We start from the raw sequence: 14,796 nt of genomic DNA, 5'->3' as shown, positions 1-14,796 counted from the left end.
TTGCTCTCATTGGCGCGGGGCGCGCAAAACCGCCAGCATCGCCCGGCGGCAGGACTGGCCCCGCGGAAGGTTTTAGAAAAACATTCGGATCAAATCATACATCAAGCCGTAAAACGGCTGCAGGATGATCCCGAGCTTGCCGGTGGCCAGCAGCAACAGCAGAACCCACATGCCGTAGCGCTCGGTCTGCGCATACCGCCAGGCCCAGCCGGGCGGCAGCAGGCTCTCGACGATGCGGCCGCCGTCCAGCGGCAGGATGGGCAGCAGGTTGAGCAGCATCAGCGAGATGTTGATGGCTATGCCGGCCTTGCTCATCAACAGCAGCGGCTCGCTGTAGGCGGTGTGGCTGTACAGCGCCAGCTTCAGCAGGCCCACCCACAGGAATACCATGGCGAAGTTGGCCAGCGGCCCGGCTGCGGCCACCCAGCGGCTGTGCTGGCGCGGCTTGCGCAGCGCGCTGAAATTCACCGGCACCGGCTTGGCCCAGCCGAAGATAAAGCCGCCCATCATCAGCGACAGCAACGGCAGCAGCACGGTGCCGACCGGGTCGATGTGCTTGAGCGGATTGAGCGTCATCCGCCCCAGCATGTAGGCGGTGTTGTCGCCGAAGCGGCGCGCCGCGTAAGCGTGCGCCGCCTCATGCAGCGTGATAGCGAACAGCACCGGCAAGGCATAGATGGCTATCTGCTGGACCAGCTGGTTGAAATCGACCATGGGCTCTCCTCTCCTTGCCGCCCGCCGTCGAAATGACGGCGCGCCGGCAGTTTGACCAACCCGAGCGGCCGGTCAGCCGCCGCTCAGAATGCCACCACCCCCACGATCAACTGGAAAATCAGCTGAACCAGCGGCAGCAGCACCTTGCCCAGGATGCCGCTGAACATCAGCAGCAGCAGTATCCAGAAGCTGTAGGGCTCGACCTTGGAAAATTGCCAGGCGGCGCGCTGCGGCAGCAGCGCCTGCAGAATCACCCCGCCCGGCAGCGGCGGCAGCGGAATCAGGGTGAAGATCATCAGCGCCACGTTGATCTTGACGCCCACCAGCGCCATCAGCGCCAGCGGCTCGCCAAAATAGTCGGGCACATGGCTGGACGCCAGGATCAGCACCGCCCACAACAGCGCCATCGCCAGATTGGCCAGCGGTGTCACCAGTGCCACCTTGGCCAATGCGGTGCGCGGCTTGCGCATGGCGCCGGCGTTGAGCTGCAGCGACTTGGGCCAGCCGATGATGAAGCCGCCCAGCGCCACGCCCACCAGCGGCAGCAGGATGGAGCCCACCGGATCGATGTGCGCCAGCGGGCTGAAAGTGCGGCGGCCGGTCATGAAGGCGGTGCGGTCGCCCAGGTGGTCGGCCATATAGGCCTGCGCGCCGGCCGGCACGGTGATGGCGAAAAGGATGGGCAGGATGGAGATCGCCAGTTGCTGAATCAATGAAAGTGACTGCATAGTTTTCCGAAGATTGAAGAATGAATCAAAGACCGAAGGGCGCCAGCGCGCCCTTTCCCTGGCGCACCAGTTCCACGCCGTCGGTCATGTCGATGACGGTGGTGGGCTCGGTTCCGCACCAGCCGCCGTCTATCACCGCGTCCACCAGATGCTCCAACCGCTCGCGGATTTCATAGGGGTCGGACAGCGGCTCGGCATCGCCCGGCAGCATCAGGGTACAGGACAATATCGGTTCGCCCAGATCTTCCAGCAAGGCCAGCGCCACCTTGTGGTCCGGCACCCTCAGGCCTATGGTGGAGCGCTTGGGGTGCAGGGTGCGGCGCGGCACTTCGCGGCTGGCCTGCAGGATGAAGGTGTAGCTGCCGGGCGTCGCGCTCTTGAGCAGGCGGAACTGGCTGTTGTCCACCCGGGCGTAATTGGCCAGTTCGGACAGGTCGTGGCAGACCAGCGTCATCAGGCGCTGCTTCAGATCCAGGCCGCGGATCTGCAGGATGCGCTCCATCGCCGCCTTGTCGCCCAGCGCGCAGCCCAGCGCGTAACAGGAGTCGGTGGGGTAGGCGATCACCCCTCCCTCGCGCAGGATTTTCACCGCCTCGCGGATCAGCCGCGCCTGCGGATTGTCAGGATGGATCACGAAAAACTGGGCCATGATGGTGTCCTTGTCAGGCCGCCGGCCTGATGATGCGCGCGCTCAGCGCCTGCCAGACGGGCCGGCACAGCGGCGGCAGCGCTTCGGTGTAGCCGACGTCGCGCCCGCCTTCTCCCGGCGCGTGGAAGTCGCTGCCGCTGCTGGCATACAACTGGTGCCGTTCGGCGTGCAGCGCGAATTTGTGCATGTCGTCCAGGCTGTGGCTGCCGCAGGCCACCTCGACTCCTTCTCCGCCCGCCGCCTTGAAGTCCAGGATCAGCCGCTCGATCAGCGTGCGACCCATGTCGTAACGGCCGGGATGGGCGATCACCGCCATGCCGCCGGCGCCGGTGATCCAGCCCACCGCATCCTCCAGGCCGGCCCAGTCGTGGGCGACGTAGCCGGGCTTGCCCGGCGTCAGGAATTTGCGGAACACGGTGCGCACATCCTTGACCGCGCCCGAGTCCACCAGATGGCGGGCGAAATGGGTGCGGCCTATCATGTCCGGATTGTCGCACCAGCGCATCGCGCCTTCGAAGGCTCCGGCGATGCCGGCGGCCGCCAACGACTCGCCCATCTGCCGCGCCCGCTCCACCCGGCCGTCGCGGATGCGCTGCAGACCGGCGGCCAAGGGCGGAAAACCGGGGTCTATGCCCAGTCCGACGATGTGGACGGTATGCCGACCCCAGGTGACCGACACCTCGACGCCGTTGAGGAAATCGATGCCGTGCCCCGCCGCCGCCGCCGCCGCCTCGGCCAGACCGGCGGTGCAGTCGTGATCGGTCAGCGCCAGCAGGCTGGGCGCGCGCGCGGCGGCGCGGTCTATCACCTCGGTGGGCGACAGCGCGCCGTCCGAGACGCGGGAATGAAAATGCAGATCAATGCCGGCCATCAGCCTCTCCTGCCTGAGCCCGCCGCAGCGCCTCGCGCTGCCGCCAGGCGGCCAGCCGCGTGCGGTATTCGCGCAACTCCTGCTGGTAAATATCCAGGATGCACGGATCGCAGCCGCTGCCGCAGCACATGTCGTCGTCCACCTCGAACGGCGGCTCCGGCATGGCGTCCGTTGCGTCATCCATCTCAGACGGCCTCGACCTGGATATGGAAACCATCGCCGCTCACCTGCTGGCCGGCGCGGATCTTGCAGGTCTTGCGCAGTTCCTGCGCGCCATCCACCTGCACATTGCCCTCGGCGATGAAGTGCTTGGCCTCGCCGCCGGACTGGCAGACATTGCAGGCCTTGAGCAGATCGCACAAGGCGATGTATTCGCTGTTGAGCCGGAACGTTTCTTTCATTTTGCACACCTATTCTGGACAGGCTTGTGAGCGGCCTGTGGACAAGGCCGCCAAGCCCTTAATCTGTCTGATCTTTTTTTCGTCGCCCATTTTTTAGGCAGCTCTTGCCGGCTATCCACGCCGCCGACGGACAAGGCTGTGGAGTCGTTGTGGACAAGCGCGGCAAACCGCTGATTCCACAACCGCTTTTTCATTCGCTTATTTTTTAGGCAGCCAGCAGCGGCAAAAGTGCCTGCCCCGCCCGCTCCAGCCTTTCCTCCGGTCCGCCCGCCAGTTCGACGGCGGCGATCCCCATGTCGGCCAATTCCCGCCGGTGCAGATCCAGCAGCCAGTCGCGCTGGGTGGGATGGCTGCGCAGCGGATCGGCTTGCCACGGCATGTCCGGCCGGGTCAGCAAGGTAAGCGCGTAATCCTGCGGCCGGTACAGCCGCAGCAACGCGGGAGATGCCCGGCCGAAAGCCACTTCCGCCCAGATCTTGCAGGTAAGCACGGTGGTGTCGCACAACAGGATGTCGGCGCCGCAGGCTGCCCGCGCCTCCGCCGTCAACTGGCCCGCGGCTATCGCCTCAATGTCCGCCATGCTGGAAATATAAGGCCGATCGGCATAATAGGCACGCGAGTATTCCGCCACCCAGGCGGCGCGCCGGCCTTCCCGCCTCAAACGCTCGGCCCACGCCTCAGCCAGCGTGCTCTTGCCGCTGGACTCCGGGCCGACTATCGCCACCCGGATCGGCCCGCCGACCTGACTCTGCCGCATCTTCCACACATCCTGTCCGCGGCCGCCGGCAGACGCCGCCAGCAGTCACCGGAACCGAGCCGGCCATTATACCCCGGCGCGCCCAGCTTTCCCGGATTTTCACAGCTTGCGGGGACAGGGCTGTGAGCTGACTGTGGACAAGCCAGACAAGCCATTGAACTATCAGGCCATTCGCCGCGCTGACTGTTTTTTAAGCAAGCGGGAACTTTTTCCCCAATGCCGGTGCAAAGCCGTGTGGGCGCATTGTGGATAGGTGAGGCAAACCACTGAACTGCAAGCGCAAAACAGCACTGCCTGTTTTTTAAGCGGAATCGACCATGCCCGCAGCCGGCGGAATCCCCACTTGCGGTACACAATCCTGTGCGCGACATGTGGACAAACGGGGCAAGTGGCTGATTTGACGCCGACTCCCGCCCTCCGCCTATTTTTTAATCGCCACGCGGCAAACCACCCCCGCGCCATCGGCGCGAGAACCTTCGCCTTTCCCCACACCAGCAGTGCAAAGCCATGTGGACGCGCTGTGGAAAAGCCCGCCAAGTCGTTGAAGCCTGAAGATAAAAAAGGGCTGCCCATTTTTTAGGCAACCCTGCTGAAGCATGGTCAGGCGTCAGGCGCTCATCTCGCCGCGCAGCGGCCTCCGCAGCCTGAGGGCCAGTTCCGCCGGCGCATGTCCGGCGGACAGCAGCACCTGCAGCTTGGCCAGCGCCGCCTCCGGCGTCAGGTCGGCGCCGGGCAGCGCACCGGCGCGCGCCAGCGGCTGGCTGGCGGCATAAGCCCCCACCTCCACGCCGCCCCGCACCACCTGGGTCAGGGTCAGCACCGGGCAGCCGCGTTCGGCCATCGCCTTGATGCCAGCCAATAAGGCGGGATCGGCGGGCGCATTGCCGCTGCCGTAAGCGAGCAGGATGGCGCCATCCAGGCCGCCTTGCTGCAGAATCTGGCCAGCCAGCGCGCCGCCATGGCCCGGCGTCAGCATCAGCGCCGCCAGCTTCAGATTTTCATCCACTCGCAGCTCGCGCCGCTCTCCTTCGCCTGGCAACCAGCGCTGGCGATGCCAATGGGCATGGATGGCGAACTCGGCCAATGGCTGGTCGTTGGGGCTGGCGAAACCAGCGAAGCGCTCCACGTCCAGCTTGCGCGCGCGGCAACCGCGCAGCAGCAGCCGGTCGAAAGCCACCGCCACTTCATGCAGATCCGGCTGGCAGGCCGCCTCCAGCGCATCGGCCAGATTGGCCCAGCCGTCGGAACGCGGATGCACCAGCGGCAGTTGGGCGCCGGTCAGCACCACCGGCTTCTTCCAGCCTTGCAAGGCGAAGGCCAGCACACTGGCGGTATAAGCCATGGTATCGGTGCCATGAATCACGACGAAGCCGTCATAGGCGTCGTAGCGCGCGGCAAGGGCATCGATGATCTGGTTCCACTGCCGGGGAGCGAGGGAGGAGGAATCTATCAGATGCTCGAATTCGACAATGTCGAACTCCAGGCCCGGGCGGGCGAAACGCTGCAGCAGGCGCGGCAGCAGGCCTGGCACGGGCGCCAGGCCTTCCGGAGTGTGGTCCATGCCTATGGTACCGCCGGTGTAGAGCGCCAGAATTCGGCTCATTTTAGAATACTCCATCAGGCTTTATTATCCGCCCGATGGTAACGCAAGCCCAATCTGCCGTCACATGCCGGCGGCCGGCCGGGACTCAGCGCAGCGCGTCGGACACCGCGTAGTCGATGGCGCGCCGCGCCTCGTCTATGTGATGGACGATGTCACGCTGCAAGGAGCGCAGGTAGGGGTCGTCTTCATGATGGGTAGCGTCCTGGCGGGCCTTGTCCAGCAGCACCTTGGCCTGGTGGAAGCGATCTTCCGGCCTCCAGCGCGCGTCCGGCGGCATGCGGTCATCCACGTTCTTGCCGTCGTCGATGGCGGCGTCGCGCATCTTGCGCAAGGCCTTGTTGATCTCGTCCACCGCATGGCGCTCGTCATTCATCACCCGCGGATAGTCCGGACGGGCCAGCAGATCGCGCGCGGTGCGCAGATCGGTCATTGCGTGCAGATAGTAGGGGTGCTCCTCGGGATGCCACTGGTGCTGCTGCCAGGTCCAGGCATCGCCATCGCGCCAGCCGTCGGCCAAAGCCTGGCTGCTCAGAACCGCATTGCCGGCCGCGGCCACCATCAACATCATCAGTATTCCGGACAATTTCATCTTGCTCTCCTTGTAAGACCGGGTATCGGGCTTGCGCTCAGCGCAAAGCGTCGTCGATGGCCTGCTGTACCGCATGGTGCGCGGCATCGACATGGTGCAGGATGCGGTGCTGCAGATCGCGCACCCACGGGTCGTCCTCTTGATGGCTGGCGTCGCGGCGAGCCGAGCCAAGCAATTCCAGCGCCTTGTGGAAACGGTCGGTGGGACTCAGGCGCGCGTCGGGCTGCTCGTAGCGCCAGGGCTGCTTGCCGTCTTCGAAAGCCGCACGCTGCATCTCACCCAGCGCGGCGTCGATCTCGGCCACCGCGTGGCGCTCGTCCTCCATGATTTGCGGATAATCCTGCCGCGCCAGATAGGCCCTGGCCTGGCGCAGATCGCTCATTGCATGCAGGTAATATGGATGCTCGGCTGGGCGCCAGTCGCGCGGCATTTCTAGCCGCACCGTCGCCGGCTGATACGCCACCTGGGCGCGCGGCGGCGTCACCACGCAGGCGCTCAGGCTGGCGGCGGCGATCAGCGGCCCCAGCCACTTGATGCCAGCATTTTTCAATTTCATTCCTTTTCTCCTCAACGATTCTTCGCCATGCCACGGCCTTCCCGGCTATGGCTGCGCGGCGGCAATTCTGTCCCGGCATCCACCCGGGCCTGACGACAGCATTACACCGAGCCGGTCCGTCTTCAGCAGGATTTAGGTTTCCGCATGTAAGCATTTGTAGCCGCCAGGGGCATAAAACATATCCGTTTTAGTTAAAGATTTTCTCTGCGGCTTACTTTGTGAGTTTTCATTAAGAAACCAGAATATCTGCCATGCGATGATTCCAGTGCGGAAAAGTGACAGACAGTCTGTCTGCCTGTCACTTTTTTAGGAATTAAATCTAAAAGTTGACTTTTATTAAACAAACCACATTGTCCACATGCTAAAAGCATTATTGTTATAAAAACATAAGACCATAGGCTTTCAGCAGCTAACCGCAACGGTTTCTGACCCTAGGTTGCTGCGGAAATACTGGATGCGGGAGGAAGCTGGCGGGCCTTCCCATTCAGTAAAAAGCGAACAACCTGCCAGACCAATCATTCAGCAAGGTGCTTCATGTCCTTACACCGCAATCACGACATTCAGGCCCTGCAGGGCCAGACATTGACCATACACGTCAACAACCAGCCGGTTGCCGCCGCAGCCGGCGAAACCGTGCTCAGCGTGCTGAACGCTGTCGGCCTGCGCCAGCTCAGCCGCAACGACAACCAGCAGATTGCCGGCTCCTACTGCGGCATGGGCGTCTGCCATTGCTGCCAGGTGCGCATCGACGGCCGCCACAAGCGCCGCGCCTGCCAGACCGTGGTGCAGCCCGGCATGCGGGTGGAAACCGCCGGCAACCGCCTGAACACGGAGGGCCTGAAATGAACGGCAAACCGGTAATCGTCGGCGGCGGCCCGGCCGGCATGTCCGCTGCGATGGAGCTGGCGCGCCATGGCGTGCACAGCATCCTGCTGGACGAGGCCTCCCGCTTGGGCGGGGTGGTCTACCGCGGCCCGCTGCGCCAGGGCGTGGTGCTGGATTATCTGGGAGAGCGCTACCGCGACAATATGCAGGCGCTGCACCGCGAGTTCGAACAATTCCGCCCGCAGATCGACATCCGCCTGAACACCCGCGTCGTCGGCGGCGACGGCGGCCAATTGTTCGCCCTCTCGCCGGATGAGTGGGTACAACCGGTACCCTACTCGCAGCTGCTGCTCTCCGCGGGATGCCACGAACGCAGCGTGCCCTTCCCCGGCTGGACCCTGCCCGGCGTGATCATGCTGGGCGGCCTGCAGCTGCAAATCAAGAGCGGCGTGGTCAAGCCGTTGGGCCGCACCGCGCTGGCAGGCACCGGCCCGCTGCTGCCGCTGGTGGCCTGCCAGTTGCACCGCGCCGGCGCCGAAATCGCCGGCGTCTATGAAGCCTGCGCCTTCGGCCGGCTGGCCAAGGAGGCCATCGTCCTGCTCAACCAGCCGCAGTTGTTCCTGGACGGCCTGAGCATGGTGGCTTACCTGAAGCGCCACGGCATCCCGCTGCATTACGGCTGGGGCATCGTAGAGGGCAGCGGCTCGGCCGAGCTGCAAGAAATCACCGTCGCGCCCTATGACGCCGACTGGAACGCCGACCTGTCGCAGCAGCGCCGCCTGCCGGCGCAGACCCTGGCCGTGGGTTACGGCTTCATCCCGCGCACCCAGTTGACCCAGCAGATGGGCCTGGAGCACCAGTACCACGACGATGGCTTCCTCAAGCCGGTCAACGACGACTGGCAACGCAGCAGCCAGCCTCACATCCACTTGGCCGGCGACATCGGCGGCCTGAGGGGCGGCGAGGCGGCGATGCTGTCCGGCCGCATCGCCGCGCTGTCCATTCTTTGGCAGCGCCACATCCTCAGCGAACAGCAAGCCATGCAGCAGCGCCGCGCCTGCCTGGACCAGTTGGCAGCGATCCTGCGCTTCCGCGTCGGCATAGACCGCTTCACCCGCCGCGGCGCCGGCCAGTTGGCGCTGCCCCGGCCGGACACGGTGATCTGCCGTTGCGAGCACGCCACCCGCCAGGACATAGATAACGCGCTGGAGCAAGGCGTGAACGACCTGATCAGCCTGAAGATGCGCACCCGCGTCAGCATGGGCGACTGCCAGGGCAAGATGTGCGTCGGCTATTGCAGCGACAGGCTGCGCGAACACACCGGCAAGAAGGACGTGGGCTGGATCCGGCCGCGCTTCCCGCTGGACCCGCTGCCGTTCTCGGCTTTCCAGTCCATGGCCACCCAACAGACGGAAGAGGTTTGACATGAAGCAGTACGATATCGTGATCGCCGGCGGCGGCGTCATCGGCGCCTCCTGCGCCTACCAGCTGTCCAAACGCGGCAACCTGAAAATCGCCCTGATAGACGCCAAACGGCCGGGCAACGCCTCGCGCGCCTCGGCCGGCGGCCTGTGGGCGATAGGCGAATCAGTCGGCCTGGGCTGCGGCGTGATCTTCTTCCGCATGACCTCCGCCAAACACAAGCGCGAGGCCGCCGGCTCGGCCGTGACGGTCAGCGCCAGCGCGCCGCACATCCTGCCGCAAAGCTTCTTCGACTTCGCGCTGGCCTCCAACGCGCTGTATCCTGCGCTGCACCAGGAGCTGCTGGCCAAGCATGGAATGGACTTCAAGTTCGAGGAGACCGGACTGAAGTTCGTCATCTACGACGAGGAAGACCAACTGTACGCCGAGCATATCGCCGCGCAGATTCCCCACCTTTCCAGCCAGGTGCGCTGGCTGGACCAGGCGCAGCTGCGCGAGAACGAGCCCTATATCAGCCACAGCGCCCAAGGCGCGCTGGAATTCCTGTGCGACCACCAAGTCAGCCCCTTCCGCCTGACCGACGCCTACACCGAGGCGGCGCGGCAGAACGGCGTGGACATCTACTTCAACACCAACGTCACCGGCGTGCTCCGCCAGGGCAGCCGCGTCGTCGGCGTGCGCACCGCCGAGGCCGGCGAATTTTCTTGCGGCACGCTGATCAACGCCGGCGGCTCATGGGCGGACGAGCTGTGCCAGTGGGCCACCGGCACGTCCATCCCGGTGAAGCCGGTGAAAGGCCAGATCGTGTTGTCGGAGAAAATGCCCAAGCTCTTGCGCGGCTGCATCACCACCAGCGACTGCTACATCGCGCAGAAGGACAACGGCGAAATCCTGATCGGCAGCACCACCGAGGACAAGGGATACGACATAAGCACCACTTATCCCGAGATCAACGGCCTGGTGCAGGGCGCGGTGCGCTGCCTGCCGGAACTGAAGAACATCAACATCAAGCGCTGCTGGGCCGGCCTGCGCCCCGGCACGCCGGACGAGTTGCCGATATTGGGGCCGGTGGACGGCGTGGAAGGCTATCTGAACGCTTGCGGCCACTTCCGCACCGGCATCCTCACCTCGGCCATCACCGGCGTGCTGCTGGACAAGCTGGCTCACCACGAGGCATTGCCGCTGGACATCCGCCCTTTCCTGGCCAGCCGCTTCGACCGCCAGAACGCGGAGGCGCCGCTCGAACCGGCCCACGCCTGAGCCCGCTCCGGCCGCCGCGGCCTGGCGCCGCGGCGGCTTTTTCTTCCGACTCGCCGCCACTTGTCCAGCACTGAAACCATTTTGTCATATTACTGACGTGTATTTGTCATCAATCCCTCATACCATCGCATAAGTTTTGATAAGCCAATGGCCAATGAAGGGGAGCAATGATGAAGAACAAACTGGGTTACGCCGCCGTAGTCGGCGCGCTGAGCATGATCGCCAACTCCGCTTTGGCGGACAATCTGGCCGCGCTGGTGCAGGCCGCCAAGAAGGAAGGCGAACTGACCGTGATCGGCCTGCCGCACGACTGGTGCGGCTACGGCAACGTGATCGCCGGCTTCAAGGCCAAATACGGCATCAAGGTGAACGAACTGAACCCGGACGCCGGCTCCGCCGACGAGCTAGAGGCCATCAAGGCCAACAAGAACAACAAGGGCCCGCAAACGCCGGATGTGATCGACGTCGGCCTGTCCTTCGGCCCGCAGGCAAAGGCCCAGGGCCTGCTGCAGCCTTACAAGGTATCCACCTGGAAATCCATCCCCGACAACGCCAAGGACAAGGAAGGCTACTGGTATGGCGACTACTACGGCGTGCTGACCTTCCAGGTCAACAAGGACCTGATCAGCAAGGCTCCGGCCGACTGGGCCGACCTCTTGAAGCCCGAATTCAAGAACGCCGTGGCGCTGGCCGGCGACCCGCGCGCCGCTAACCAGGCCATCCAGGGCGTATTCGCCGCCGGCCTGTCGCAGGCCAAGGGCGACGTGAACAAGTCCGCCGACGCCGGCCTGAAGTTCTTCTCGCAATTGAACAAGAACGGCAACTTCGTGCCGGTGATCGGCAAGGCCGCCTCGCTGGCCCAGGGCACCACCCCCATCATCGTGCGCTGGGACTACAACGCGCTGGCCGACCGCGACACCCTGAAGGGCAACCCCAAGGTTGAAGTGATCGTGCCGAAGACCGGCGTGGTGGCCGGCGTCTACGCGCAAGGCATCAACGCCTACGCACCGCACCCCAACGCCGCCAAGCTGTGGATGGAATACCTGTACTCCGACGAAGGCCAAGTGGCCTGGCTGAAGGGCTATTGCCATCCGATCCGCTTCAACGACCTGACCGCCAAGAAGAAGATTCCGGCTGATCTGATGAGCAAGCTGCCGGACGCCGCCGCCTACAAGAAAGCGGTGTTCCCCACCATAGAGCAGCAGGAAAGCTACAAGGCCGGCATCACCAAGCAGTGGGACAGCGTGGTGGGAAGCAGCGTCAAGTAAGCCTGATCCAGCAGCATCGTATCGGGCCGCCGAAGGCGGCCCTTTTACCTGGCAAGAGAAAACACATCGATGGCCGCATCATCCGACACCATGTCCCCTCCCCGCACCAGCCTCTCCAGCAATAAGCCGCAACGCAGCGCCATCCTGTCCTGGCTGGGCGTGGCGCCCTTCCTGCTGTTCGCGCTGTTGTTCCTGATCCTGCCCACCGCCATGCTGATGGTGGGTGCCTTCCAGGACGCGCAAGGCAACTTCACGCTGGGCAACATCATCCGCCTGTTCGAGCCCAATATCCTCAGCGCCTACCGCATCAGCCTCGAGATCAGCGCCGCCTCCGCCGCGCTCGGCACCGCGCTGGGTCTGCTGCTGGCGCTGGCGGCCATCCGCGGCGGCCTGCCCGGCTGGATCCGCCCGACGCTGACCACCTTTTCCGGGGTGGCGTCCAACTTCGCCGGCATCCCGCTGGCCTTCGCCTTCCTGTCCACGCTGGGCCGGATGGGTCTGGTCACCATGCTGCTGCGCAAATATCTGGACTTCGACCTGTACGGCAGCGGCTTCACCATCCTCAGCTTCGCCGGCCTCACCCTCACCTATCTGTACTTCCAGATTCCGCTGATGGTGCTGATCATCGCCCCGGCGGTGGAGGGCCTGAAAGACGAATGGCGCGAAGCCTGCGAAAGCCTGGGCGGCTCGCCGCTGGCCTACTGGCGCCACATCGCGCTGCCGGTGCTATGGCCCAGCCTGGTGGGCGCGGCGCTGCTACTGTTCGCCAACGCCTTCGGCGCGGTGGCCACCGCCTACGCGCTGACCGGCAGCTCTCTCAACATCGTCACCATCCTGCTGTACGCCCAGATCCACGGCGACGTGCTGCACGACCAGAACCTGGGTTACGCGCTGGCTTTGGGCATGGTTCTGATCACCGGCAGCGCCAATGCCGGCTACATCTGGCTGCGCAAGCGCAGCCACCGGGAGTCCGCATGAAAACCACCGCTACTTCGCGCCTGGGCGCCTGGATCGCCATCCTGCTGGGAGGCGGCTACTTCCTGCTGCCGCTGCTGGCCACTTTTGAATTCAGCCTGAAGATGCGCCGCGAGGGCTACAGCTTCGAAGCCTACAAGGTGGTGCTGACCGACCCCGGCTTCCAGCAGAGCTTCGGCTATTCCGCCGTGCTGGCGCTGCTGACCATCCTGGTCGGCATCCTGCTGGTGGTGCCCACGGCGTTCTGGGTCCAGCTCAAGCTGCCCAGGCTGCGCCCGCTGATCGAGTTCATCACCCTGCTCCCGCTGGTGATCCCGGCCATCGTGCTGGTGTTCGGCTACCTGCGCCTCTACGGCAGCGGCGGCTGGCTGCCGCTGACCGGCAACGAGCGCGGCACCGACCTGTTGCTGGTGTTCGGCTACGTGACGCTGGCCATGCCCTATCTGTACCGCTCGGTAGACACCGGCCTCGCGGCGATAGACGTGCGCTCGCTGACCGAGGCGGCGCAAAGCCTGGGCAGCGGCTGGTTCGACATCTTGCGCCTGGTGATCTTCCCCAATCTGAAAACCGCCATCCTGTCCGGCGCCTTCCTGACCTTCGCCATCGTCATCGGCGAGTTCACGCTGGCCAGCCTGCTGGCGCGCCCGGCCTTCGGCCCCTATCTGCAGCTGATCGGCGCCAACCGCGCCTACGAGCCGGCCGCGCTGGCCATCATCGCCTTCCTGGTCACCTGGGCGGCGATGGGCCTGATGCAGGTGGTCAGCCGCAACCGCGCCGCCCTGGCGGCCGACCAACACTAAGCTCCCGCTACGGAACCATCATGGCATATCTGCAGATCAAGCATCTGAACAAGCAATTCGGCCAGCAGGCCGTGGTACACGATTTCAACATGCGGGTGGAGGCCGGCGAGTTCGTCACCTTCCTCGGCCCGTCCGGCTGCGGCAAGACCACCGTGCTGCGCATGATCGCCGGCTTCGAAAGCCCGAGCGGCGGCAGCATTACCCTGCAGGGCGAGGACATCACCCGGCTGTCGCCGCAAAAGCGCGGCATCGGCATGGTGTTCCAGAGTTACGCGCTGTTCCCCAATATGGACGTGGCGGCCAATATCGCCTTCGGTCTGAAAATGCAGAAGCGCTCGGCCGACGAGATCCGCCGCAAGGTGGCGGAAGTGATCGCGCTGGTGGAATTGAACGGCCGCGAGCGCCACTACCCGCACCAATTGTCCGGCGGCCAACGCCAGCGCGTCGCCCTGGCGCGCGCGCTGGTGGTGGAGCCGCGCATCCTGCTGCTGGACGAGCCGCTGTCGGCGCTGGACGCCCGCATCCGCAGAAACCTGCGCGAGCAGATCCGCGACATCCAGCGCCGCTTGGGCCTGACCACCATCTTCGTCACTCACGATCAGGAAGAGGCGCTGACCATGTCCGACCGCATCTTCGTGATGAACCAGGGCAAGGTGGAGCAGGAGGGGGCGGCGGAAACCATCTACACCCAGCCGGCCACCGAGTTCGTCGCCCGCTTCATGGGCAACTACAACCTGCTGTCCGCGCAGCAGAGCCATGCGCTGCTGGGTCTGGAAATCCAGGGCCACCTGGCGATACGCCCCGAATCCATCCAGCTGGTGGGGCATGAGCACGGCGGCGAAGACACGCTGCCGGCGGTGATCCGCCAACACCAGTTGCTGGGCAGCATCATCCGCTACCAGGTGGACGCCGGCGGCACCATGCTGCAGGTGGACCGGCTCAACCGCAACGCCGGCGACCTGCTGTCCAGCGGCACCCAGGTGCGGCTGCAAATCTCCCGCGACGACTTGCGCGAAGTGCGCTGAGCGCGGGCCAAACCGCCGCAGATGCCATCCCGACCGCGCTCGGCCGGTCGGGATTTTTACATCCGGGCCGCATCATGCGGCGCCGCGCAGGCTAGGCCTGCCTGCCATCCGGCCCTTGCTGGAAGTACTGCATCTGCCGGCGCAGGCTGTCGGCCCGCATCGCCACCTCCTGCGCCGCCGCCGACAATTGCTCGCTGGCGGCGGCATTGCCCTGCGACAACTGATTGACGCGCTGCATCGCCTCGTTGATGCCGCCCACCCGGTGCGCCTGGGTGGTGGCCTCCTGCGAGATGCCCCGCACCAGCTCCAGCGTGCGGCGGCTGGATTCGACGATGTCGCTCAGCTGCTGGCCG

General features: G+C 64.9%; 17 protein-coding genes and 1 pseudogene. 7 read left to right on the top strand and 11 right to left on the bottom strand.

Annotated features, from left to right (window positions below; all coding sequences use genetic code 11):
* Positions 1-72: 72 nt before the first annotated feature.
* From BI344_RS08070 to BI344_RS08025, 10 genes are all read right to left on the bottom strand, one after another.
* Positions 73-714: a site-2 protease family protein gene (locus tag BI344_RS08070; RefSeq protein WP_071112457.1), complete on the bottom strand. Its 642-nt coding sequence runs from the start codon at positions 712-714 to the stop codon at positions 73-75.
* A gap of 83 nt (positions 715-797) precedes the next feature.
* The gene (locus tag BI344_RS08065) at positions 798-1,442 is read right to left on the bottom strand and encodes a site-2 protease family protein (RefSeq protein ID WP_071112456.1); all 645 of its coding nucleotides are present in this window, start codon (positions 1,440-1,442) and stop codon (positions 798-800) included.
* A gap of 25 nt (positions 1,443-1,467) precedes the next feature.
* Positions 1,468-2,091: an L-threonylcarbamoyladenylate synthase gene (locus tag BI344_RS08060; protein ID WP_071112455.1), complete on the bottom strand. Its 624-nt coding sequence runs from the start codon at positions 2,089-2,091 to the stop codon at positions 1,468-1,470.
* Between the two features lie 13 nt (positions 2,092-2,104).
* Complete coding sequence (locus BI344_RS08055) at positions 2,105-2,962, bottom strand: 3',5'-nucleoside bisphosphate phosphatase (protein WP_071112454.1); 858 nt, start codon at positions 2,960-2,962, stop codon at positions 2,105-2,107.
* The gene (locus BI344_RS08050; protein ID WP_071112453.1) at positions 2,949-3,146 is read right to left on the bottom strand and encodes an oxidoreductase-like domain-containing protein; all 198 of its coding nucleotides are present in this window, start codon (positions 3,144-3,146) and stop codon (positions 2,949-2,951) included. Before BI344_RS08050 ends, BI344_RS08055 begins: the two co-directional genes overlap by 14 nt.
* A gap of 1 nt (position 3,147) precedes the next feature.
* Positions 3,148-3,363, bottom strand: coding sequence for an RNA-binding S4 domain-containing protein (locus BI344_RS08045; RefSeq protein WP_071112452.1), 216 nt, complete (start codon positions 3,361-3,363; stop codon positions 3,148-3,150).
* A gap of 205 nt (positions 3,364-3,568) precedes the next feature.
* Positions 3,569-4,120 (bottom strand): AAA family ATPase, encoded by a 552-nt coding sequence (locus tag BI344_RS08040; protein WP_071112451.1) that lies wholly within the window; start codon positions 4,118-4,120, stop codon positions 3,569-3,571.
* A 607-nt stretch (positions 4,121-4,727) separates the two neighbouring features.
* On the bottom strand, positions 4,728-5,723 hold the full coding sequence (locus BI344_RS08035; RefSeq protein WP_071112450.1) for an asparaginase: 996 nt from the start codon (positions 5,721-5,723) through the stop codon (positions 4,728-4,730).
* Between the two features lie 85 nt (positions 5,724-5,808).
* A complete protein-coding gene (locus tag BI344_RS08030; RefSeq protein ID WP_083338880.1) occupies positions 5,809-6,312 on the bottom strand; it encodes a hypothetical protein in 504 nt (167 codons plus the stop codon).
* A gap of 37 nt (positions 6,313-6,349) precedes the next feature.
* Positions 6,350-6,868 carry a hypothetical protein gene (locus BI344_RS08025; protein WP_083338879.1) on the bottom strand — a complete coding sequence of 173 codons (519 nt, stop codon included), beginning with the start codon at positions 6,866-6,868 and terminating at the stop codon, positions 6,350-6,352.
* Positions 6,869-7,402: 534 nt separating this feature from the next.
* Here BI344_RS08025 and hcnA point away from each other — a divergent pair.
* The 7 genes from hcnA to BI344_RS07990 all read left to right on the top strand — a co-directional run bounded on the left by hcnA (position 7,403) and on the right by BI344_RS07990 (position 14,443).
* A complete protein-coding gene (gene hcnA, locus BI344_RS08020) occupies positions 7,403-7,714 on the top strand; it encodes a cyanide-forming glycine dehydrogenase subunit HcnA (RefSeq protein WP_071112449.1) in 312 nt (103 codons plus the stop codon).
* Positions 7,711-9,117 (top strand): FAD/NAD(P)-dependent oxidoreductase, encoded by a 1,407-nt coding sequence (locus BI344_RS08015; protein WP_071112448.1) that lies wholly within the window; start codon positions 7,711-7,713, stop codon positions 9,115-9,117. Before hcnA ends, BI344_RS08015 begins: the two co-directional genes overlap by 4 nt.
* 1 nt (position 9,118) lies before the next feature.
* Positions 9,119-10,375 (top strand): cyanide-forming glycine dehydrogenase subunit HcnC, encoded by a 1,257-nt coding sequence (gene hcnC, locus BI344_RS08010; protein ID WP_071112447.1) that lies wholly within the window; start codon positions 9,119-9,121, stop codon positions 10,373-10,375.
* Between the two features lie 170 nt (positions 10,376-10,545).
* Positions 10,546-11,643 carry an ABC transporter substrate-binding protein gene (locus BI344_RS08005; RefSeq protein WP_241499287.1) on the top strand — a complete coding sequence of 366 codons (1,098 nt, stop codon included), beginning with the start codon at positions 10,546-10,548 and terminating at the stop codon, positions 11,641-11,643.
* Positions 11,644-11,733: 90 nt separating this feature from the next.
* Positions 11,734-12,621: an ABC transporter permease gene (locus tag BI344_RS08000; RefSeq protein WP_241499285.1), complete on the top strand. Its 888-nt coding sequence runs from the start codon at positions 11,734-11,736 to the stop codon at positions 12,619-12,621.
* A complete protein-coding gene (locus tag BI344_RS07995; protein ID WP_071112444.1) occupies positions 12,618-13,418 on the top strand; it encodes an ABC transporter permease in 801 nt (266 codons plus the stop codon). Before BI344_RS08000 ends, BI344_RS07995 begins: the two co-directional genes overlap by 4 nt.
* Before the next feature lie 20 nt (positions 13,419-13,438).
* Positions 13,439-14,443 carry an ABC transporter ATP-binding protein gene (locus BI344_RS07990; RefSeq protein ID WP_071112443.1) on the top strand — a complete coding sequence of 335 codons (1,005 nt, stop codon included), beginning with the start codon at positions 13,439-13,441 and terminating at the stop codon, positions 14,441-14,443.
* A gap of 91 nt (positions 14,444-14,534) precedes the next feature.
* On the opposite strand, the pseudogene BI344_RS07985 reads toward BI344_RS07990, so the two are convergent.
* Positions 14,535-14,796 (bottom strand): annotated as a pseudogene (locus BI344_RS07985) (methyl-accepting chemotaxis protein); the annotation flags it as partial.

The sequence above is a fragment of the Chromobacterium sphagni genome (assembly GCF_001855555.1).
In the GTDB taxonomy this organism is placed as follows: domain Bacteria; phylum Pseudomonadota; class Gammaproteobacteria; order Burkholderiales; family Chromobacteriaceae; genus Chromobacterium; species Chromobacterium sphagni.
This window is presented reverse-complemented; position numbering and strand designations above follow the sequence as displayed.